Origin of the sequence: Pseudomonas sp. W2I6, from assembly GCF_030815935.1 — a bacterium.
Classification (GTDB): Bacteria; Pseudomonadota; Gammaproteobacteria; order Pseudomonadales; family Pseudomonadaceae; genus Aquipseudomonas.
In genome coordinates this window covers 6718974-6738389 of record NZ_JAUSXJ010000001.1, presented here as the reverse complement: position 1 = coordinate 6738389, position 19416 = coordinate 6718974, and the positions used below count along the sequence as shown (strand labels likewise).

The window sequence follows — 19416 nt, the reverse complement described above, 5'->3', positions numbered from 1 at the left end:
GCTCTCTTGTGAGGCAGGTTGCCTTGGTCGAGTATTCGCGCCGGCATCACCCACATTCTAAGGGCTACTCCACTACCCCAGCCCGAAGCCACCCGGAGGACACTATGTCGAAGTCGGTTCAACTCATCAAAGATCATGACGTCAAATGGATTGATCTGCGCTTCACGGACACCAAAGGCACTCAGCACCACGTGACCATGCCGGCTCGCGACGCGCTGGATGACGCCTTCTTCGAAGAAGGCAAAATGTTCGACGGCTCCTCCATTGCCGGCTGGAAAGGCATCGAAGCGTCCGACATGATCCTGATGCCGGACGACAGCACTGCCGTACTCGACCCGTTCACCGAAGACCCAACCTTGATCATCGTCTGCGACGTGATCGAGCCTTCGACCATGCAGGGCTACGACCGTGACCCACGTGCGATCGCCAAGCGTGCCGAGGAATACCTGAAGTCGACCGGTATTGGCGACACCGTATTCGTAGGTCCGGAACCAGAATTCTTCATCTTTGATTCGGTCAAGTTCAACTCCGACATCTCTGGTTCCATGTTCAAAATCTTCTCCGAACAAGGTTCGTGGATGTCCGACCAGGACGTGGAAGGCGGCAACAAAGGCCACCGTCCAGGTATCAAAGGCGGCTACTTCCCGGTTCCTCCGTTCGACCACGACCACGAAATCCGTACCTCCATGTGCAACGCCATGGAAGAGATGGGCCTGGTCATCGAAGTTCACCACCACGAAGTGGCGACTGCCGGCCAGAACGAAATCGGCGTGAAGTTCAACACCCTGGTTGCCAAGGCTGACGAAGTTCAGACCCTGAAGTACTGCGTACACAACGTGGCTGATGCCTACGGCCGTACCGCTACCTTCATGCCTAAGCCTCTGTACGGCGATAACGGTTCGGGTATGCACGTTCACCTGTCCATCGCCAAAGAAGGCAAGAACACCTTCGCTGGCGAAGGTTATGCCGGCCTGTCCGACACTGCCCTGTACTTCATCGGCGGTATCATCAAGCACGGTAAGGCCCTGAACGGCTTCACCAACCCATCGACCAACTCCTACAAGCGTCTGGTCCCAGGTTTCGAAGCTCCGGTAATGCTCGCCTACTCGGCTCGCAACCGTTCCGCTTCGATCCGTATTCCTTACGTGTCCAGCCCTCGCGCTCGCCGTATCGAAGCCCGTTTCCCGGATCCGGCAGCCAACCCGTACCTGGCCTTCGCTGCCCTGGTAATGGCCGGCCTGGACGGTATCCAGAACAAGATCCACCCTGGCGACGCCGCCGACAAAAACTTGTACGACCTGCCGCCTGAAGAGGCCAAAGAGATCCCACAAGTATGCGGCAGCCTGAAAGAAGCCCTGGAAGAGCTGGACAAGGGCCGTGCGTTCCTGACCAAAGGCGGCGTGTTCAGCGACGACTTTATCGATGCCTACATCGCCCTGAAAAGCGAAGAAGAAATCAAGGTCCGCACCTTCGTACACCCACTGGAATACGAGCTGTACTACAGCTGCTGATCCGGTAGCGCTGCGTAACGTGGCGTGATGAAAAAGGCCTCCTTCGGGAGGTCTTTTTTTTGCCCGCAAAACCCTGTGGGAGCGGGCTTGCCCGCGAAAAATTCAAAGGCTCCGCATTTCTTCAATATTTACGCGTTATCGTTAACGACCTTCGCGAGCAAGCTCGCCCCTACAGAAGAGGGATCTGCCTTGAAACTCAAAATTGGGTTCATCTTGCTGGCCATCAGCGCCAATGTATTCGCAGCACCACCCACCCTCGCCCCGCTGCTCGACAGCATTGCCGAACGCCTGGCGATTGCCGACCAGGTGGCCCTGAGCAAATGGGACAGCCACAAGCCCGTCGAGGACCGCCCACGGGAGCAGGACGTGATCGCCAGCGTCGTCGCCCAGGCGCCGAGCTACAAACTGGCACCGGCACAGGCCGAGCAGTTTTTCTCGGCCCAGATCGAGGCGAACAAACTGGTGCAGTACGCCCACCTTTCCGACTGGCAGCTGCAAGGCAAGGCGCCGAATGACCCACGCCCGGATCTGGTCGGCCAGATCCGCCCTAAACTGGACCTGCTGCAAAAACGCCTGCTGCAACAGCTGGCGGACTTCACCCCGGAGCGCACCAACCCGCAATGCCCGCAATGGCTGGCCCAGGCCAATCACGCACCGGCCAAAGACTCGCTGCACCAGCTGGCAATGATCCGCGCCACTGCCGAGCTGTGCCTCTATAAAATCTAAAATTGCGAACGCCATCAAAAATGTGGGAGCGGGCTTGCTCGCGAAGGCGGTGTGTCAGTTGATATATGCATGACTGACACGCCGCCTTCGCGAGCAAGCCCGCTCCCACAATTTAGATCCGACCCATTCAGCCAATCAGTCGCTGCCACCAGCTTCCTGAACAGACTTTTCAAAACCGCACTATATTGGTGCGATACGCTGCACCCTTCCCACTTACGCAACCCATTTTGGTTCGAAACTTCCCGTCCAAGCTGGCAGAACGCCACAGTTTCGCGCCTTAAGCCCCCATTTCAGGGCTTTAACGCTTCTTTTCGGAGCTTTGGTTTGGTTTTTGCATTTTCCTTGTATCAGCGTGTGCCTCAAGCCCGCGCCTTGCTCCAAAAGAGGTCCTAATGACCATCAGCGACGCACTGCACCGCCTGTTACTCGACAACCTGACCACCGCGACCATTCTGCTCAATGACGAACTGCGCCTTGAGTACATGAACCCGGCGGCGGAGATGCTGCTGGCCATCAGCGGGCAGCGCAGCCATGGGCAATTCATCAGTGAGCTGTTCACTGAGTCGGCCGAGGCCTTGAGCTCGTTGCGCCAGGCCGTGGAGCAGGCGCACCCGTTCACCAAGCGCGAAGCGATGCTCACCGCCCTCACCGGCCAGACCCTCACCGTCGACTACGCGGTTACACCGATCCTCAGCCACGGCGCCACCTTGCTGCTGCTGGAGGTGCATCCCCGCGATCGCCTGCTGCGCATCACCAAGGAAGAGGCGCAGCTGTCCAAGCAGGAAACCAGCAAGATGCTGGTGCGCGGCCTGGCCCATGAGATCAAGAACCCTCTGGGCGGGATTCGCGGTGCCGCACAGCTGCTGGCCCGCGAGCTGCCGGACGAGAACCTCAAGGATTACACCAACGTCATCATCGAGGAAGCCGACCGCCTGCGTAACCTGGTAGACCGCATGCTCGGCTCCAACAAGCTGCCGTCGCTGGCAATGACCAACGTGCACGAAGTGCTGGAGCGGGTTTGCCAGTTGGTGGAGGCCGAAAGCCAGGGCTGCATCACCTTGGTGCGCGACTACGACCCAAGCATTCCCGATGTATTGATCGACCGCGAGCAGATGATCCAGGCGGTGCTCAATATCGTGCGTAACGCCATGCAGGCCATCAGCAGCCAGAACGAACTGCGCCTGGGCCGCATCAGCCTGCGCACCCGTGCCCTGCGCCAGTTCACCATTGGCCACGTGCGCCATCGCCTGGTAACCAAAGTCGAGATCATCGACAACGGCCCCGGCATCCCTGCAGAACTGCAGGAAACCATCTTTTTCCCAATGGTCAGCGGCCGCCCGGACGGTACCGGGCTCGGCTTGGCCATTACCCAGAACATCATCAGCCAGCACCAGGGTTTGATCGAATGTGAGAGCCATCCCGGTCACACCACCTTCTCGATCTTTCTGCCACTGGAACAAGGAGCCCCATCGACATGAGCCGTAGTGAAACTGTCTGGATCGTCGATGACGACCGTTCTATCCGCTGGGTCCTGGAGAAAGCCTTGCAACAGGAAGGCATGACCACCCAGAGCTTCGACAGCGCCGACGGGGTGATGAGCCGCCTGGCTCGCCAGCAGCCCGATGTGATCATCTCCGACATCCGCATGCCCGGCGCCAGCGGCCTGGACTTGCTGGCGCGGATTCGCGAGCAGCACCCGCGCCTGCCGGTGATCATCATGACCGCGCACTCGGACCTGGACAGCGCTGTCGCGTCCTATCAGGGCGGCGCCTTTGAATACCTGCCAAAACCGTTCGACGTGGACGAAGCGGTGGCGCTGGTAAAACGCGCCAACCAGCACGCCCAGGAACAGCAGAACCAGGAAGCCCCGCCGGCCCTGACCCGTACCCCGGAAATCATCGGCGAAGCGCCAGCGATGCAGGAAGTGTTTCGCGCCATCGGGCGTTTGAGCCACTCCAACATCACCGTGCTGATCAACGGCGAGTCGGGTACCGGTAAAGAGCTGGTGGCCCACGCCCTGCACCGTCACAGCCCACGGGCGGCGTCGCCGTTCATTGCGCTGAACATGGCGGCGATCCCGAAAGACTTGATGGAGTCAGAACTGTTCGGCCATGAAAAAGGCGCGTTCACCGGTGCGGCCAACCTGCGCCGTGGCCGTTTTGAACAGGCCGACGGCGGCACGCTGTTCCTCGATGAAATCGGCGACATGCCGGCCGACACCCAGACGCGCTTGCTGCGGGTCCTGGCCGACGGCGAGTTTTATCGGGTAGGCGGGCACACGCCGGTCAAGGTCGACGTACGTATCATCGCGGCGACGCACCAGAACCTGGAAACCCTGGTGCACGCCGGGAAATTCCGTGAAGACTTGTTCCACCGCCTGAACGTGATCCGCATCCACATCCCACGGATGTCGGACCGTCGCGAGGACATCCCGACCCTGGCCCGTCACTTCCTCAGCCGCGCCGCCCAGGAGCTGGCCGTCGAGCCGAAGCTGCTGAAAAGCGAGACCGAGGAATACCTGAAGAACCTGCCATGGCCGGGCAACGTGCGTCAGTTGGAGAACACCTGCCGCTGGATCACGGTGATGGCTTCGGGGCGCGAAGTGCACATCAGCGACCTGCCGCCTGAGCTGCTGAGCCTGCCGCAGGATTCGGCACCGGTGACCAACTGGGAGCAGGCACTGCGCCAATGGGCCGACCAGGCCCTGGCACGTGGCCAGTCGAACCTGCTGGACAGCGCTGTGCCGGCTTTCGAGCGGATCATGATCGAAACCGCCCTCAAGCATACCGCTGGACGTCGTCGCGACGCCGCCGTGCTGCTGGGCTGGGGCCGCAATACGCTGACACGCAAGATCAAGGAGCTGGGGATGAAGGTTGACGGTGGGGATGATGATGAGGGCGATGAAGGCTGATTGATCCCTCAAGTACACCGAAGATCCAGTGTGGGAGCGGGCTCGCTCGCGAAGGCGATGGTTCAGTCAACATACGTATCGACTGACGCGCCGCCTTCGCGAGCAAGCCCGCTCCCACATTTGGATCTCCACAAGGTTTCAGCACTGTGCACCGCTTCAATGCACCACGAACCGGCATCGCGCACTTATCCAACGCCTGAAACACATGCCTTGTTAAGAAAATATTAAAACCCAAAAAAGCCAAAGCCCCGTATTCCGGGGCTTTGCGCTTTCTGAAGAAATTTTTTGGCGCCACTTCGCAATTCTGGCACGCGCCCTGCAATAACCCTGTCACTACCCAGTTTCGGGGACCTTGGTACAGGCAGGCCGAGAATCCCCTCTTTAACACCCGGGGTGCTTGATGCGGATCGCGTCGCGCCCCACACCCGTTTCGGGAACCTCGGTACAGGCAGGCCGGGGATTCCCTCTTTAACACCGAAGCCTTTGGCTTCACCCCGTTTTGGGAGCCCTGGTACAGGCAGGCCGGGAACTCCCTTCTTTACACCCGGGGCTTATGAGGCAACGCGCCCATAGCCCCAGCCCGTTTTGGGAACCTTGGTACAGGCAGGCCGGGGATTCCCTCTTTTATTGCTCCTGGAGATGGATCTCCACCCGCCAGCGTCCATCGGCCTTCTCTCCCGACCACTCCCCGCGCAACGGCCGAGCCGCCACCAGGTTCAGCAGCAAGCCGCCATCGGTCTTGCGTACGCGCCAGTTCACATCCTTGTCATTGACCTTCAATTGGCCGCCCTGGGCCTTGCCAAGCGCATCGAACAGCAGCGCCACGGTGCCGTCGATATGCTCGCCGTGCAGCTTGGGTTCGCTGTTGAACCACACCACCAGGCCATCGGCGGCGGGCTCTACCTGCTGCAGCTCAACCGGGTCTGGCGTGGTCAGCCGGCCGATCATCAGGCCTACCATCAAGCCGACAATCGCCAACGAGCCTAAAACCCGTGGCAATAGCTTCGGCCTGGGGTCTTCTTCAGGGGTAGAATGCAGCGCATCTTTGCCTTCGGAGCCGTGCATGTTTCACGTCATCCTTTTTCAACCAGAAATTCCGCCGAATACCGGCAACGTTATCAGGCTGTGCGCCAACAGTGGCTGCCACCTGCATTTGATCGAGCCCTTGGGTTTCGACATGGACGACAAGCGCCTGCGCCGCGCCGGGCTGGACTACCACGAGTACGCCACCCTGCAACGCCACGCCGACCTTGCCAGCTGCCTGGAAAGCCTGAACCACCCACGGTTGTTCGCGTTTACCACCAAGGGTTCGCGGCCGTTTCATGATGCCAGCTTTGCCGAAGGCGACGCCTTCCTGTTCGGCCCGGAAAGCCGCGGCCTGCCGGCAGACGTGCTGGACGCCCTGCCAGACGGCCACCGCCTGCGCCTGCCGATGCGCGAAGGCTGCCGCAGCCTGAACCTGTCCAACACCGTGGCCGTCGCGGTTTACGAAGGTTGGCGGCAACTGGGGTTCAAGTAACACTGCATAACGAATGTGGGAGCGGGCTTGCTCGCGAAAGCGGAGTGCCAGTCAACGAAGATATCGACTGAAGTACCGCATTCGCGAGCAAGCCCGCTCCCACATTGGATCGGCGTCGTTGCTCAGAACAGCTTACTGAACCGTTGGCGAGCCTTCCTGTTGCATGCGCTGCAGCTCTTGCGCATACAGGGCATCGAAGTTCACTGGAGCCAGCATCAGCGCCGGGAACGAGCCACGGGTGACCAGGCTGTCCAGGGTCTCACGGGCATACGGGAACAGGATGTTCGGGCAGAACGCGCCCAGGGTGTGGCTCATGGACGCTTCGTCCAGGCCCTGGATCAGGAAGATACCGGCCTGTTGCACTTCAGCAATGAAGGCCACTTCTTCGCCGTTCTTGACGGTGACCGACAGGGTCAGCACGACCTCGTGGAAGTCACCTTCCAGGGCCTTCTGACGGGTGTTCAGGTCCAGCGCAACGCTCGGGGTCCATTCCTGACGGAAGATGGCCGGGCTTTTCGGCGCTTCGAACGACAAGTCACGTACGTAAATACGCTGCAGGGAAAATTGTGGGCCTTGAGCTTCTTCTGCTGCCGCTTCGGTGTTCTGTTGGTCAGTCATCGCAGATCCTTCGTGATCTTGGGGTCTTTTAGGGGTTAGGAGTCAGACGTGAAGCAGCGCATCCAGTTTACCGGCGCGCTCGAGTGCGAACAGGTCATCGCAACCACCGACATGCTTGTCACCGATCCAGATCTGCGGCACGGACGTGCGTCCCGCTTTCTTGGTCATCTCGGCGCGCACCTGGGGCTTGCCATCAACCTTGATCTCTTCGAAGACAACGCCCTTTTTCACAAGCAGGGCCTTGGCCCGCATGCAATAAGGGCAATAATCGCTGGAATAAACGACAACCTGGCTCATATCACTTCACCAGCGGCAGGTTATCGCCACGCCAGCTGGAAATACCACCCGACAGTTTGGCGGCGTTGAAGCCGGTTTTCAGCATCTCGCGGGCGTGGGTGCCGGAGTGCTGGCCCTGGGCGTCGACCAGGATAATGGTCTTGGCCTTGTGCTTTTCCAGCTCGGCCAGGCGCGAAATCAGTTTGTCCTGGGGAATGTTCAGCGCGCCGACAATGTGACCGGCGGCGAAATCCTTGGCGGGACGAATGTCCACCACTACGGCCTCATCCTTGTTGACCAGGGCGGTCAGCTCGGACGTGCTGAGGCTGCGGCCACCGCGGCTCAATTCGTGAGCGATCAGCAGCGCCAGCAGTACGACGAACGCACCAGCGAGCAAATAGTGGGTAGTGGCAAATGCAATCAGGTGATCAACCATCAAGGAGGTTCCAGGGCGTTAAAATGGCGGTAAGTATACACAGCCGTCATGGTCGGCCAACCCCCGTAAAGCGGTGACGTGGTCGGAACTTCGCTTTAAACTGCCACTCCCTTTTCTATTCCCTTCATTCATTACCGCCGCGAGAGGATCTATGACTACTACGCCTAAACCTTTGGTCCTGATAATTCTCGATGGCTTCGGACACAGTGAAAGCCACCACGACAACGCCGTGTACTCGGCCAGCAAGCCAGTACTGGACCGTCTGAGCGCTACCGTTCCGAACGGCCTGATCTCGGGCTCGGGCATGGATGTTGGCCTGCCGGAAGGCCAAATGGGCAACTCGGAAGTCGGCCATATGAATCTCGGTGCCGGACGAGTGGTCTATCAAGACTTCACCCGCGTGACCAAAGCGATCCGCGACGGTGAGTTTTTCGAGAACCCAAACATCTGCGCGGCAGTGGACAAAGCGGTCAAGGCCGGCAAGGCCGTGCACTTCATGGGCCTGCTGTCGGACGGCGGCGTCCACAGCCACCAGGACCACCTGATCGCCATGGCCGAACTGGCCTTCAAGCGCGGCGCCGAGAAGATCTACCTGCACGCGTTCCTCGACGGCCGCGACACCCCGCCGAAAAGTGCCCAGTCCTCCATCGAACTGCTGGATGAAACCTTCAAGACCCTCGGCAAAGGCCGCATCGCCAGCCTGGTTGGCCGCTACTTCGCCATGGACCGCGACAACCGCTGGGACCGCGTGGCACAGGCCTACAACCTGATCGTCGACGGCCAGGCCGAATTCAACGCCGCCACCGCCCAGGAAGGCCTGGAAGCCGCCTACGCCCGTGGCGAGAGTGACGAGTTCGTCAAGGCCACCACCATCGGCGAACCGGTCAAGGTCGAAGATGGCGACGCCGTGGTGTTCATGAACTTCCGCGCCGACCGTGCCCGCGAGCTGAGCCACGTATTCGTCGATGCCGGCTTCAAGGACTTCGAGCGCGCCCGCCAGCCGAAAGTCGAATTCGTGATGCTGACCCAATACGCCGCCAACATCCCGGCCCCGTCGGCATTCGCCCCGGGCAGCCTGGAAAACGTACTGGGGGATTACCTGGCGAAAAACGGCAAGACCCAACTGCGCATTGCCGAAACCGAGAAATACGCCCACGTCACCTTCTTCTTCTCCGGCGGTCGTGAAGAACCGTTCCCGGGTGAAGAACGCATCCTGATCCCGTCGCCGAAAGTCGCCACCTACGACCTGCAGCCGGAGATGAGTGCCCCGGAAGTCACGGACAAGATCGTCGACGCCATCGAGCACCAGCGCTACGACGTGATCGTGGTCAACTACGCCAACGGTGACATGGTGGGCCACAGCGGCAACCTGGAAGCGGCGGTAAAAGCCGTGGAATGCCTGGACCTGTGCGTCGGCCGCATCGTCGACGCGCTGGAAAAGGTGGGCGGCGAAGCGCTGATCACCGCTGACCACGGCAACTGCGAGCAAATGTCCGACGAATCCACCGGCCAGGCCCACACCGCCCACACCACCGAGCCGGTGCCATTCATCTACGTCGGCAAACGTGACTTTAAAGTACGTGATGGCGGCGTGCTGGCCGACGTGGCACCGACCATGTTGATGCTGATGGGGCTGGAGAAGCCGAAAGAGATGACTGGCACTTCGATTCTGGTCTGACACAGTTCAGGGGTTGCTCAAAACAGGCAGCCCGTCAATAATGGACTTGAGCGCGAAACCAGTTGCCTCCAGCGGCGATAACTGGCGTAGGAACCCCGCAGATGGCTGGATATCCGCGTAGGGTGAGACCTCCACACCCCTGCTTGAGGGTGTGTATATGAATATCAAGCAAGCACTACTTAGGGCAGTTCGAAAGAGCTGCCCTTTTCTTTGGGCGTCACAAAAGCTCGTAACGCTTGTAGAGCAACTCACCATGACGATGCTTGTTCAAGGCCTTGGCGTCTGTCTGCATGAAGTTCCACAGCACATTGCCAGCCTGAATATTGACCACCACCAGCATCTGCCTCCTGGATTCATAAGCCCCAATGAATGCTAAACGGGCGGAGCAATCGCTATAAGCAACACGCCATATTTCCAGAGGCCCCGTCAATGTGTCCAAGGCGAACCTGACATAACGCTCTCTGGCGTCCTGCCGCTTTTCAACAATATGCTGCAGACAACTGCGCCTGATCGCTATTTGCCCCAAAGGCGAGTCAACTTCCACTTCCGAACAGCTCGAATGGGCAATGCCAAAATGCATTGCGACTATATCGATGGCCGCTGCGACATCGTTGCCGGCGGCCACTTCCTCAAGTGGACGCGCTCGCAAAGCCCGATCCAGACTACGAAGGTCGGGAAGCCCATAATCAAGCCACGTTTGCTGGCCTTTTGACTCGTGAATACAAGGCATTACTGACTATGCCGACCGTCGGATTAACAGGGCCGAAGAGTCTATTCCGAGCGCAAATGCACCGTCAGGGCGGAGCATTTCAAGGCATTTCGCGAAGCACACAAAACAACTGCAGAAGCACGACACGACGCTCTCTACCGCTCGTCGCCTTCAAAGGGCTATGGGACTTGCCCACAATTGCTTGCAGAATGCGGCCACTGGGCACCTAACTTGCCTGCCAAGCCGAATTGGGCGTTTTTTTTGCAGCGCTTGGCGGGCATACTAGGCCGTCCCTTTCCCTGGTGTCGCCCGCCTCTATGCTTCGCGCCTTGATTACCCTTGCTCTTGTCTGCCTGCTCCAACCGGCGTTTGCCGATGAGCGCGCACAAACCCAACAACAGTTGGACGCTACGCGTCAGGACATTACCGAGCTGAAGAAGCTGCTCGGCAAGCTCCAGGAAGAGAAGTCCGGCGTGCAGAAAGACCTGCGCGGCACGGAAACCGAGATGGGCAAGCTGGAGAAGCAGGTCCAGGAGCTGCAAAAAGAACTAAAGAAGAGCGAGTCGGAACTGGAGCGACTCGACGCTGAGAAAAAAAAACTCCAGAGCGCCCGCGTTGAACAGCAACGCCTGATCGCGATCCAGGCCCGCGCCGCTTACCAGAACGGCCGCCAGGAATACCTCAAGCTGCTGCTCAACCAGCAGAACCCGGAAAAATTCGCCCGCACCCTTACCTATTACGACTACCTGAGCAAGGCCCGCCTGGAGCAACTGAAAAGCTTCAACGAGACCCTGCGCCAGTTGGCCAACGTCGAGCAGGAAATCGCCAACCAGCAGTCGCAGTTGCTCGACCAGAAAACCGCCCTCGACAGCCAGCGCGACGAGCTGGACAAGGTCCGCAAGGAGCGCCAGCAGGCGCTGGCCAAGCTGAATGACGACGTGAAAGCCCGTGACGCCAAGCTCCAGGCCCGCGAGCAAGACCAGGCCGACCTCGGCAAAGTCCTGAAAACCATCGAGGAAACCCTGGCGCGCCAGGCCCGTGAGGCAGAGCAGGCGCGGCAAAAAGCGCTGCTGGCCCAGCAGGAAGCCGAAAAAAAGCGCGAGCGTGAAGCCGCCGAGGCAGTCGCCAGCGCCACTACCGACGCCCCGGCCCCGCGTAAACCGGCGCGTGCAGCGCCTGGCCCGCTGGTTTCCAGCGCCGGCGAATCCTTCGGCGGACCTTTTGCTTCAGCTCGGGGCAAACTTCCATGGCCAGTTGATGGTCGATTACTGGCACGCTTTGGTGAAACCCGTGGCGATGACACCCGCGCCAAGTGGGACGGTGTGATGATCAGTGCCGGTGCCGGCACCCAGGTCCACGCTATCCACGGCGGCCGCGTGGTATTCGCCGATTGGCTGCGTGGCGCAGGCTTGCTGGTGATTCTTGACCACGGTAATGGCTATTTGAGCCTTTACGGCCACAATCAAACTTTGCTTAAAGCGGCAGGTGATGTTGTAAAAGCCGGTGAATCCATCTCCACTGTCGGTAACAGTGGTGGCCAGGACACCCCGGCGCTGTACTTCGCTATTCGTCAGCAGGGCCGCCCGAGCGACCCGGCACAATGGTGCCGTACCCAAGGATAAGGGTCGCATCTACATTAGGAGTTCGTTCGACATGCTGCATTTGTCCCGCCTCACATCGCTGGCCCTGACGATCGCTCTGGTGATCGGCGCGCCTTTGGCATTCGCCGACCAGACCGCCCAGTCGGCCACGGCCGCGACCACCAAGGCCCCGCTGCCGCTGGACGAGTTGCGCACCTTTGCCGAGGTCATGGACCGGATCAAGGCCGCTTATGTCGAACCTGTGGACGACAAGACCCTGCTGGAAAATGCCATCAAGGGCATGCTCAGCAACCTTGACCCGCACTCCGCCTACCTGGGCCCGGAAGATTTCGCCGAGCTGCAGGAGAGCACCAGCGGTGAATTCGGTGGCCTGGGCATTGAAGTCGGCGCCGACGACGGCAACATCAAGGTCGTTTCGCCGATCGATGACACCCCTGCGTCCAAGGCCGGCATCCAGGCCGGTGACTTTATCGTCAAGATCAACGGCCAGCCGACCCGCGGCCAGACCATGACCGAAGCCGTCGACAAGATGCGCGGCAAGATCGGCCAGAAAATCACCCTGACCCTGGTGCGCGACGGCGGCACGCCGTTCGACGTGACCCTGACCCGCGCTACCATCACGGTCAAGAGCGTGAAGAGCCAGCTGCTGGAGTCGGGCTACGGCTACATCCGTATCACCCAGTTCCAGGTCAAGACCGGCGACGAAGTGGCCAAGGCCCTCGCCAAGCTGCGCAAAGACAACGGCAAGAAACTCAGCGGCATCGTGCTCGACCTGCGTAACAACCCGGGCGGCGTGTTGCAGGCCGCTGTGGAGGTGGTCGACCACTTCATCACCAAGGGCCTGATCGTCTACACCAAGGGCCGTATCGCCAACTCCGAGCTGCGCTTCTCGGCCACCGGCAACGACCTCAGCGAAGGCGTGCCGATGGTTGTGCTGATCAACGGCGGCAGCGCCTCGGCTTCGGAAATCGTCGCCGGCGCCCTGCAAGACCAGAAACGCGGCGTGCTGATGGGCACCACCAGCTTCGGCAAAGGCTCGGTGCAAACCGTGCTGCCGCTGAACAACGAGCGTGCCTTGAAGATCACCACGGCGCTGTACTACACGCCGAACGGTCGCTCGATCCAGGCCCAGGGCATCGTGCCGGACATCGAAGTGCGCAAGGCCAAGATCACCAACGAAGCCGACAGCGAGTTCTACAAGGAAGCGGACCTGCAAGGCCACCTGGGCAATGGCAACGGCGGCGCCGACCAGCCGACCGGCAGCGGCTCGAAAGCCAAGCCGATGCCGCAGGACGACGATTATCAGTTGGCCCAGGCGCTGAGCCTGCTCAAGGGCCTGAGCATTACGCGCAGCCGTTGATATGCGCCGTGGACTGATCATCGCTTTGCTGTGCTGTCTGGCGGGAGTCGCCCAAGGCAACCCCGCCAGTGCAGCCCCCGCTGAACACAAAGCCTACCTGACCCTGATCATCGACGACCTTGGGCAAAACCTGCCCCGGGATCGTCGTGTGCTCGCCCTGCCCGGCCCGGTGACCACGGCGATCATGCCCGACACACCCCACGCCGCCGAATTCGCCCGCGAAGCCCACAAGGCCGGCAAGATCGTCATCCTGCACATGCCCATGGACCCGGCCACCGGCCCGTTCGCCTGGCACCCCGACCTGCCTATCGAAGAGCTGGGCAAACGCCTGGACGCGGCCTTCAAGGCAGTGCCCTACACCGCCGGCATCAACAACCACATGGGCAGCCGCATGACCGCCCAGCCGGAGGCCATGGCCTGGTTGATGGGTGAGCTGCAACGACGCCACAAGTTCTTCGTCGACAGCCGCACCAGCGCTAAAACCGTCGCCGCCGCCGAGGCGCAAAAGATTGGCCTGGCCAGCGTCTCGCGGGATGTGTTCCTCGACGACGAACGCACCGAAGCGGCCATCACCACCCAGCTGCAGACCGCGATCAAGCTGGCCCACAAACAGGGTTCGGCGGTGATGATCGGCCACCCTTATCCACAGACCCTGGCGGTACTCGAACGTGAGCTGCCCAAGCTCAAGGCCCAGGGCGTCGAGTGGATCGACATCAAGTTGATGATCAGCCTGCGCAGCAACCAGGCCATGGCCGGCCACGGAAAAAACGGCACTTACCGCTAGTGCTATATAGCTACCGCGCCTGACCGAGCGGACTCTCCGATAGTGGATCTTCGTATCCACTGGAGAGTCTGTAGATGAACTCACTGCAATACAAAGACCTGCTGATCAACTTCACCACCGAGTTCGTTCCTGTATGGAACGACAAAGGCACTCGCGCCGAGAAACCCGTGACCTTCTGGCGCCCGAGCACATCCTCCGACGCGCTGGGCAACTTCGTCCCGCTGGGTGATGTGGCGGTGGCGGGTTACCACAACATCAATCAACTGAACATCGTCGCTGTTGTCAGCGAAGTTGACCGGGAGAATGGCACCGCCTTGCGGCCCCCCGTCGACTTCGAGAGAGTCTGGGAACACTCGGGACCAAGGGCACGCGCCAATTTCTCAATCTGGCGGCCCACCGCTCCAGAAGGTTATGTGGCGATGGGGCTGGTCTGTGGCCTCGGTAACGACAAACCACCACGCAATACCATCCGCTGTGTCAGAGAAGACCTGGTGACTCAGGCCTATGTCGACCAATTGATCTGGAGCGACCAAGGCAGCGGCGCCCACCGGGACTTCAGCGCCTGGAGTGTCTCCCCGTCGCAAGCAGCTCCTGGCCAAGCCTACCTGGCACCGGGCACCTTTACCGGCGCCGAGGGCTATGCCAAGCCAACCAGGCAAAGCCCGGTGCACGCCCTGCGGCTGGACCTTGCGCTTCATTCCGAAGATTTGCCGCCACTTTCACCCGAAATGGCACCAGGACGCACGATGCCGGAGCAGGTAACAGAGGGCATTCATGTGTGCGAACTGCCCTGGTTTACCGTGAACGACCCGACCCTGACGCCCCTGGAAAAACTGCAAACGTGCCCGGTATATCGGTTGAAAAGAATCGACCAGTACAGCTTGGTAGCCAGCGGTCAAAACACCACGCCAGCAAGCCAAACCTTCAGTTGGGTATTCGCAAAAGGAGAGATCAGTGATTTCTCCATGGGCCTGCGCTCCTTGACCGGCGTCGATATAAAGGCTGCCTGGGCACCCCGGCATCCGTTGAGTATCAGTGCCAACCTCAATCGCGACTTCACGCATACGGGCTTGACCGCACAAGGCTGGGAACGGGAGGGCGTGGCGGATGTGATGGCTTACATCCCGGCGAATAAATCCATCGCTGCCTACCTGGTCAAAAGCCGATACGAGCTATTGCGGGCTGACGGCAGCCAGCTCGGGCCAACCCTGACCTATGCCAGCGGAGATAACGTCTACTTCAGCGAGCTGCTGCAACCTGAAGCGGCGGTTACTGCTGTTGAGGAGCCAGAGGAAGTACCAGCAGCGGTGCCCGAGCCCACAGAAAACGACCTAGAGATAACGCCCCATGATTTCATCGACGACACCCTCCTGCCGTAACTGATCGAGGGCCGCCTGGAGTTTCGCCACTACGTCATCCGGCACGTTTTTGTTCAGCGCCAGGTACAGCTCCGCGCTGTTGAAACGCAACACAGTCTTGAGCCCGGTCACCCCGACCTGGCGTGCCAGATAACGGCCCGCCGGGTCCCCGGTGGCCCACAGGTCGATCTGACCATCCACCAGCTTTTTCGCGTTGTCCTGATCCCGCAACACGATTACCGGCTTGAGCCCCTGCTTCTCCAGGCTCTCGGCGATGGCGTCGCCCTTGTAGGCGCCGATCTTGTAGCGCCGCGCCTGCTCAAGGTCGCTCAGCTGGATCTTGCTGTCAGCCTTGGCCAGCAGCACCCAATCGTCCGGGCCGATGGGGCCGACCCATTTGAACAGCGCCTCACGGTCCGGCAAGCGCGCCATCACGAACACGCCGTAACCGGGTTTTTCCAGGGCGAGTTTGTAGATCCGGTCCCAAGGGAACCGCAGGGTCAGGTTGTAGGAAATACCGGCACGCTGGAACGTCTCGCGGACGATGTCCACGGCAATGCCTTCGATGTTCTCTTCCTTGGCGAAGTTCTTGCCGTTTTTCGCCATGTTGTACGGCGGGAAGTTTTCCGTCAGCAACACCAGGGAAGCGCCGTCGGACGGTTCATCAGCGTAAGCCGAACCCGTCAGCAGAACGGTGGTACTGGCGAGGGCGAGCAGCAGGTCTTTGAACATGAAAGTTACCGGAATCCATGGCAAGCCCAGAGAGTGCCGCGAGCCTGCCATGGTGTCCAGTGACGTTTAGCGTACGACGATACCGCGCGCCGCCATGTAGGCCTTGGCCTCAGGCACGGTGTATTCGCCAAAGTGGAAAATACTCGCCGCCAGCACTGCGCTGGCGTGGCCTTCGATCACGCCGTCGGCCAGGTGCTGCAGGTTGCCGACGCCGCCGGAAGCAATCACCGGGATGCCCAGCGCGTCGCTGATGGCGCGGGTCACGCCCAGGTCGAAGCCGTTTTTCATGCCGTCCTGGTCCATGCTGGTCAGCAGGATTTCACCGGCGCCCAGGGCTTCCATCTTCATCGCCCACTGCACGGCATCCAGCCCGGTCGGCTTGCGCCCGCCGTGGGTGAAGATCTCCCAGCGCGGGGTTTCGCCCGGGCCGGAGACTTTCTTGGCGTCGATGGCAACCACGATGCATTGCGAACCGAAGTGCTGTGCGGCTTCGCCGACAAATTCCGGGTTGAACACCGCCGCGGTGTTGATCGAAACCTTGTCCGCGCCGGCATTCAGCAGGTTGCGAATGTCCTGCACGGTGCGCACGCCACCGCCCACGGTCAGCGGGATAAACACCTGGCTGGCCATGCGCTCCACGGTATGCAGCGTGGTGTCGCGACCATCGACGCTGGCGGTGATGTCGAGAAAGGTAATCTCGTCGGCGCCCTGTTCGTCGTAGCGACGGGCGATCTCCACCGGGTCGCCGGCGTCACGGATGTTCTCGAACTTGACGCCCTTGACCACGCGACCGTTGTCGACGTCCAGGCAAGGGATGATGCGTTTGGCCAGCGCCATGGTCAGTCCTCAGCCGTTGTAGGCGTCGCAGTAAGCCTGGGCTTCAGCGACGTCCAGGGTGCCTTCATAGATCGCCCGGCCGGTGATGGCGCCGATGATCCCCGGCGCATTCGCGTCCAGCAGCGACTTGATGTCGCCCAGGTTGTGGATACCGCCGGAAGCGATCACCGGGATCCTGGTGGCGGCGGCCAGCGCAGCGGTGAACGGTACGTTGCAGCCCTGCATCATGCCGTCTTTGGCGATGTCGGTATAAACGATGGCGGAGACGCCGTCGGCTTCAAACTGCTTGGCGAGGTCGATCACCTGGACGGTACTGATCTCGGCCCAGCCGTCGGTGGCGACGAAACCGTCCTTGGCGTCCAGGCCCACGATCACTTTGCCGGGGAACGCACGGCAGGCTTCGGCGACGAAGGCCGGGTCTTTCACGGCCTTGGTGCCGATGATCACGTAGCTCACGCCCGCTTTCACGTAGTGCTCGATGGTTTCCAGGGAGCGGATACCGCCGCCGATCTGGATCGGCAGGTTCGGGTAGCGCTTGGCGATCGCCGTCACCACTTCGCCGTTGACCGGCTGGCCTTCGAACGCACCGTTCAAGTCCACCAGATGCAGACGACGGCAACCGCCTTCCACCCACTTGGCAGCCATGCTCACCGGGTCATCGGAGAACACCGTGGAATCTTCCATGCGGCCCTGGCGCAGACGTACGCAGGCGCCGTCCTTGAGATCGATAGCGGGAATAATCAGCATCTGGCAAACCTTATTCGATATTCAGCGTTGCTCGGGAAATCAGGGTTTCTCGAGCGTCCACAAGTCGCTTTCGATGCTTTCGAACCTTTCTTTAAGGTGCGTCTGCACATCGAAAATCGCCCTGTTGTAATAGTGCGGAGCAATTTCAGTGGTGAACAGTTCGAGGATTTCTGCGACCTCGAACGAGCCGAGCTTGAGCTCGAAGCGGTCTTCCATGAAACGCTTGATCTTGTCGGTGGCCTCACTCTCCTGCTGGGGAGTGAGGTTCAAGATCGGCGGCTTGACCTTCTTGGCCATTACCAGCGCCCGTCCCACGCGGCGAAGTTCTGCAGCAATTGCAGGCCATGGGTATGGCTCTTCTCCGGGTGGAATTGCACGGCAAAGCGCGAACCGTCGGCCAGGGCCGCGGCGAAGTCGACGCCATAGTGCCCGCCACCCACCACCTGGCGCGGGTTACCGGCGGCGATGTAATAGCTGTGTACGAAATAGAAACGCGCCAGGTCCGGCACTTCGTGCCACAGCGGGTGATCCACGGTCTGGCGCACTTCGTTCCAGCCCATGTGTGGCACCTTCAGGTGCTCGCCGTCTTCGTGCAGGTCCTTGCCGAAAAACTTCACCTGGCCCGGAAACAGACCGATGCAGTCGACGCCGTCGTTCTCTTCACTGCTGTCGAGCAAGGCTTGCATGCCCACGCAGATGCCGAGGAACGGCCGGTCCTGGCTGACTTCACGCACCAGGCTGTCGAAGCCCAGGCGACGAATCTCGGCCATGCAGTCGCGAATCGCGCCAACCCCCGGGAACACTACCCGGTCGGCTTCGCGAATCACGTCGGCATCGCTGGTGATCAGCACCTTGCCGGCACCTACGTGCTCGAGGGCCTTGGCCACCGAGTGCAGGTTACCCATGCCGTAGTCGATAACCGCGACCGTCTGCATTACAGGACGCCCTTGGTCGACGGCATTTGCCCGGCCATGCGGTCATCCAGCTCCACGGCCATGCGCAGGGCACGGCCGAAAGCCTTGAACACGGTCTCGATCTGGTGGTGGGTGTTGGTGCCACGCAGGTTGTCGATGTGCAGGCTGACCAGGGCGTGGTTGACGAAACCCTGGAAGAATTCCTGGAACAGGTCGACGTCGAAGCCGCCCACGGTGGCGCGGGTGTACGGCACGTGCATCTGCAGGCCCGGGCGGCCGGAGAAGTCGATGACCACACGCGACAGCGCTTCATCCAGCGGGACATAGGCGTGGCCGTAGCGACGGATGCCTTTCTTGTCGCCGATGGCTTTGGCAAATGCCTGGCCCAACGTGATACCGACGTCTTCCACCGTGTGGTGGTCGTCGATATGCAGGTCGCCCTTGCTGACGATATCCAGGTCGATCAGCCCGTGACGGGCGATCTGGTCCAGCATGTGCTCAAGAAAAGGTACACCGATATCAAATCGGGCCTTTCCGGTGCCATCCAGGTTGATCGAGGCTTTGATCTGGGTTTCCAGAGTGTCGCGCTCGACGGACGCCTTACGTTCGGCCATCACCAGCTCCGCAAAATCATTGGGCGAAAAAGGCAGCCATTATAGGGGCGCGGGCGCTAAACAGAAACATCGGAGGGGATAAGAC

The 19416-nt window shown here is 60.5% G+C and carries 21 protein-coding genes; 10 read left to right on the top strand and 11 right to left on the bottom strand.

Annotation, left to right across the window (positions count from 1 at the left end; genetic code table 11):
• Positions 1 to 104: 104 nt before the first annotated feature.
• The 4 genes from glnA to ntrC all read left to right on the top strand — a co-directional run bounded on the left by glnA (position 105) and on the right by ntrC (position 5148).
• Positions 105 to 1511, top strand: coding sequence for a glutamate--ammonia ligase (gene glnA / locus QF039_RS31160; RefSeq protein WP_307522365.1), 1407 nt, complete (start codon positions 105 to 107; stop codon positions 1509 to 1511).
• A gap of 189 nt (positions 1512 to 1700) precedes the next feature.
• Positions 1701 to 2237, top strand: coding sequence for a chorismate mutase (locus tag QF039_RS31155; protein ID WP_178912157.1), 537 nt, complete (start codon positions 1701 to 1703; stop codon positions 2235 to 2237).
• 392 nt (positions 2238 to 2629) lie between these two features.
• On the top strand, positions 2630 to 3715 hold the full coding sequence (glnL, locus tag QF039_RS31150) for a nitrogen regulation protein NR(II) (RefSeq protein WP_003218001.1): 1086 nt from the start codon (positions 2630 to 2632) through the stop codon (positions 3713 to 3715).
• The gene (gene ntrC, locus QF039_RS31145) at positions 3712 to 5148 is read left to right on the top strand and encodes a nitrogen regulation protein NR(I) (RefSeq protein WP_003218003.1); all 1437 of its coding nucleotides are present in this window, start codon (positions 3712 to 3714) and stop codon (positions 5146 to 5148) included. The genes glnL and ntrC overlap by 4 nt, the downstream gene beginning before the upstream one ends.
• Before the next feature lie 624 nt (positions 5149 to 5772).
• Here the strand turns inward: ntrC and QF039_RS31140 are convergent.
• On the bottom strand, positions 5773 to 6213 hold the full coding sequence (locus QF039_RS31140; protein ID WP_003218005.1) for a hypothetical protein: 441 nt from the start codon (positions 6211 to 6213) through the stop codon (positions 5773 to 5775).
• On the opposite strand from QF039_RS31140, the gene QF039_RS31135 reads away from it, so the two are divergent.
• On the top strand, positions 6212 to 6667 hold the full coding sequence (locus QF039_RS31135) for a tRNA (cytidine(34)-2'-O)-methyltransferase (RefSeq protein ID WP_003218007.1): 456 nt from the start codon (positions 6212 to 6214) through the stop codon (positions 6665 to 6667). The genes QF039_RS31140 and QF039_RS31135 overlap by 2 nt on opposite strands.
• 132 nt (positions 6668 to 6799) lie before the next feature.
• On the opposite strand, the gene secB is transcribed toward QF039_RS31135, so the two are convergent.
• The 3 genes from secB to QF039_RS31120 are packed head-to-tail and all read right to left on the bottom strand — an operon-like array spanning position 6800 to position 7997.
• Positions 6800 to 7285 (bottom strand): protein-export chaperone SecB, encoded by a 486-nt coding sequence (gene secB, locus QF039_RS31130; RefSeq protein ID WP_003218009.1) that lies wholly within the window; start codon positions 7283 to 7285, stop codon positions 6800 to 6802.
• Positions 7286 to 7327: 42 nt separating this feature from the next.
• Positions 7328 to 7582 (bottom strand): glutaredoxin 3, encoded by a 255-nt coding sequence (grxC, locus tag QF039_RS31125; protein WP_003218011.1) that lies wholly within the window; start codon positions 7580 to 7582, stop codon positions 7328 to 7330.
• Between the two features lies 1 nt (position 7583).
• The gene (locus QF039_RS31120) at positions 7584 to 7997 is read right to left on the bottom strand and encodes a rhodanese-like domain-containing protein (protein ID WP_003218014.1); all 414 of its coding nucleotides are present in this window, start codon (positions 7995 to 7997) and stop codon (positions 7584 to 7586) included.
• A 151-nt stretch (positions 7998 to 8148) separates the two neighbouring features.
• Between QF039_RS31120 and gpmI the strand changes: the two genes are divergently transcribed.
• Positions 8149 to 9675 carry a 2,3-bisphosphoglycerate-independent phosphoglycerate mutase gene (gene gpmI, locus QF039_RS31115; RefSeq protein WP_307522358.1) on the top strand — a complete coding sequence of 509 codons (1527 nt, stop codon included), beginning with the start codon at positions 8149 to 8151 and terminating at the stop codon, positions 9673 to 9675.
• A gap of 217 nt (positions 9676 to 9892) precedes the next feature.
• Here the strand turns inward: gpmI and QF039_RS31110 are convergent, their stop codons facing one another.
• Positions 9893 to 10324, bottom strand: a complete 432-nt coding sequence (locus QF039_RS31110; protein ID WP_307522356.1) for a PBECR2 nuclease fold domain-containing protein — start codon at positions 10322 to 10324, stop codon at positions 9893 to 9895.
• Positions 10325 to 10701: 377 nt separating this feature from the next.
• Between QF039_RS31110 and QF039_RS31105 the strand changes: the two genes are divergently transcribed.
• The 4 genes from QF039_RS31105 (at position 10702) to QF039_RS31090 (ending at position 15508) form a co-directional block, all read left to right on the top strand.
• Complete coding sequence (locus tag QF039_RS31105; RefSeq protein ID WP_003218021.1) at positions 10702 to 12006, top strand: murein hydrolase activator EnvC; 1305 nt, start codon at positions 10702 to 10704, stop codon at positions 12004 to 12006.
• A 31-nt stretch (positions 12007 to 12037) separates the two neighbouring features.
• Positions 12038 to 13345 (top strand): S41 family peptidase, encoded by a 1308-nt coding sequence (locus tag QF039_RS31100; protein WP_003218023.1) that lies wholly within the window; start codon positions 12038 to 12040, stop codon positions 13343 to 13345.
• Position 13346: 1 nt separating this feature from the next.
• Complete coding sequence (locus QF039_RS31095) at positions 13347 to 14129, top strand: divergent polysaccharide deacetylase family protein (RefSeq protein ID WP_008435686.1); 783 nt, start codon at positions 13347 to 13349, stop codon at positions 14127 to 14129.
• 74 nt (positions 14130 to 14203) lie between these two features.
• Complete coding sequence (locus QF039_RS31090; RefSeq protein ID WP_307522353.1) at positions 14204 to 15508, top strand: Vps62-related protein; 1305 nt, start codon at positions 14204 to 14206, stop codon at positions 15506 to 15508.
• On the opposite strand, the gene QF039_RS31085 is transcribed toward QF039_RS31090, so the two are convergent.
• The 6 genes from QF039_RS31085 to hisB form a co-directional block, all read right to left on the bottom strand.
• Positions 15461 to 16219: an ABC transporter substrate-binding protein gene (locus tag QF039_RS31085; RefSeq protein ID WP_003218028.1), complete on the bottom strand. Its 759-nt coding sequence runs from the start codon at positions 16217 to 16219 to the stop codon at positions 15461 to 15463. The genes QF039_RS31090 and QF039_RS31085 overlap by 48 nt on opposite strands.
• A gap of 66 nt (positions 16220 to 16285) precedes the next feature.
• Positions 16286 to 17056, bottom strand: a complete 771-nt coding sequence (hisF, locus tag QF039_RS31080; RefSeq protein ID WP_003218030.1) for an imidazole glycerol phosphate synthase subunit HisF — start codon at positions 17054 to 17056, stop codon at positions 16286 to 16288.
• Between the two features lie 9 nt (positions 17057 to 17065).
• Positions 17066 to 17803 (bottom strand): 1-(5-phosphoribosyl)-5-[(5-phosphoribosylamino)methylideneamino]imidazole-4-carboxamide isomerase, encoded by a 738-nt coding sequence (gene hisA / locus QF039_RS31075; RefSeq protein WP_307522350.1) that lies wholly within the window; start codon positions 17801 to 17803, stop codon positions 17066 to 17068.
• Between the two features lie 39 nt (positions 17804 to 17842).
• Positions 17843 to 18100, bottom strand: a complete 258-nt coding sequence (locus tag QF039_RS31070) for a DUF2164 domain-containing protein (RefSeq protein WP_307522348.1) — start codon at positions 18098 to 18100, stop codon at positions 17843 to 17845.
• Complete coding sequence (gene hisH / locus QF039_RS31065; protein ID WP_003218034.1) at positions 18100 to 18738, bottom strand: imidazole glycerol phosphate synthase subunit HisH; 639 nt, start codon at positions 18736 to 18738, stop codon at positions 18100 to 18102. The genes QF039_RS31070 and hisH overlap by 1 nt, the downstream gene beginning before the upstream one ends.
• Positions 18738 to 19331, bottom strand: coding sequence for an imidazoleglycerol-phosphate dehydratase HisB (hisB, locus tag QF039_RS31060; RefSeq protein WP_003218037.1), 594 nt, complete (start codon positions 19329 to 19331; stop codon positions 18738 to 18740). Before hisB ends, hisH begins: the two co-directional genes overlap by 1 nt.
• Positions 19332 to 19416: the final 85 nt, after the last annotated feature.

What these genes read in the sequence shown, in the direction of transcription:
- QF039_RS31100 (WP_003218023.1), top strand. Translation starts at nt 12,038, where the DNA reads ATGCTGCATTTGTCCCGCCTCACATCGCTGGCCCTGACGATCGCTCTG.
- hisH (WP_003218034.1), bottom strand. Translation starts at nt 18,738, where the DNA reads ATGCAGACGGTCGCGGTTATCGACTACGGCATGGGTAACCTGCACTCG.
- QF039_RS31085 (WP_003218028.1), bottom strand. Translation starts at nt 16,219, where the DNA reads ATGTTCAAAGACCTGCTGCTCGCCCTCGCCAGTACCACCGTTCTGCTG.
- ntrC (WP_003218003.1), top strand. Translation starts at nt 3,712, where the DNA reads ATGAGCCGTAGTGAAACTGTCTGGATCGTCGATGACGACCGTTCTATC.
- gpmI (WP_307522358.1), top strand. Translation starts at nt 8,149, where the DNA reads ATGACTACTACGCCTAAACCTTTGGTCCTGATAATTCTCGATGGCTTC.
- hisB (WP_003218037.1), bottom strand. Translation starts at nt 19,331, where the DNA reads ATGGCCGAACGTAAGGCGTCCGTCGAGCGCGACACTCTGGAAACCCAG.
- glnA (WP_307522365.1), top strand. Translation starts at nt 105, where the DNA reads ATGTCGAAGTCGGTTCAACTCATCAAAGATCATGACGTCAAATGGATT.
- QF039_RS31090 (WP_307522353.1), top strand. Translation starts at nt 14,204, where the DNA reads ATGAACTCACTGCAATACAAAGACCTGCTGATCAACTTCACCACCGAG.
- hisA (WP_307522350.1), bottom strand. Translation starts at nt 17,803, where the DNA reads ATGCTGATTATTCCCGCTATCGATCTCAAGGACGGCGCCTGCGTACGT.
- QF039_RS31095 (WP_008435686.1), top strand. Translation starts at nt 13,347, where the DNA reads ATGCGCCGTGGACTGATCATCGCTTTGCTGTGCTGTCTGGCGGGAGTC.
- QF039_RS31070 (WP_307522348.1), bottom strand. Translation starts at nt 18,100, where the DNA reads ATGGCCAAGAAGGTCAAGCCGCCGATCTTGAACCTCACTCCCCAGCAG.
- glnL (WP_003218001.1), top strand. Translation starts at nt 2,630, where the DNA reads ATGACCATCAGCGACGCACTGCACCGCCTGTTACTCGACAACCTGACC.
- secB (WP_003218009.1), bottom strand. Translation starts at nt 7,285, where the DNA reads ATGACTGACCAACAGAACACCGAAGCGGCAGCAGAAGAAGCTCAAGGC.
- QF039_RS31105 (WP_003218021.1), top strand. Translation starts at nt 10,702, where the DNA reads ATGCTTCGCGCCTTGATTACCCTTGCTCTTGTCTGCCTGCTCCAACCG.
- grxC (WP_003218011.1), bottom strand. Translation starts at nt 7,582, where the DNA reads ATGAGCCAGGTTGTCGTTTATTCCAGCGATTATTGCCCTTATTGCATG.
- QF039_RS31120 (WP_003218014.1), bottom strand. Translation starts at nt 7,997, where the DNA reads ATGGTTGATCACCTGATTGCATTTGCCACTACCCACTATTTGCTCGCT.
- hisF (WP_003218030.1), bottom strand. Translation starts at nt 17,056, where the DNA reads ATGGCGCTGGCCAAACGCATCATCCCTTGCCTGGACGTCGACAACGGT.
- QF039_RS31135 (WP_003218007.1), top strand. Translation starts at nt 6,212, where the DNA reads ATGTTTCACGTCATCCTTTTTCAACCAGAAATTCCGCCGAATACCGGC.
- QF039_RS31140 (WP_003218005.1), bottom strand. Translation starts at nt 6,213, where the DNA reads ATGCACGGCTCCGAAGGCAAAGATGCGCTGCATTCTACCCCTGAAGAA.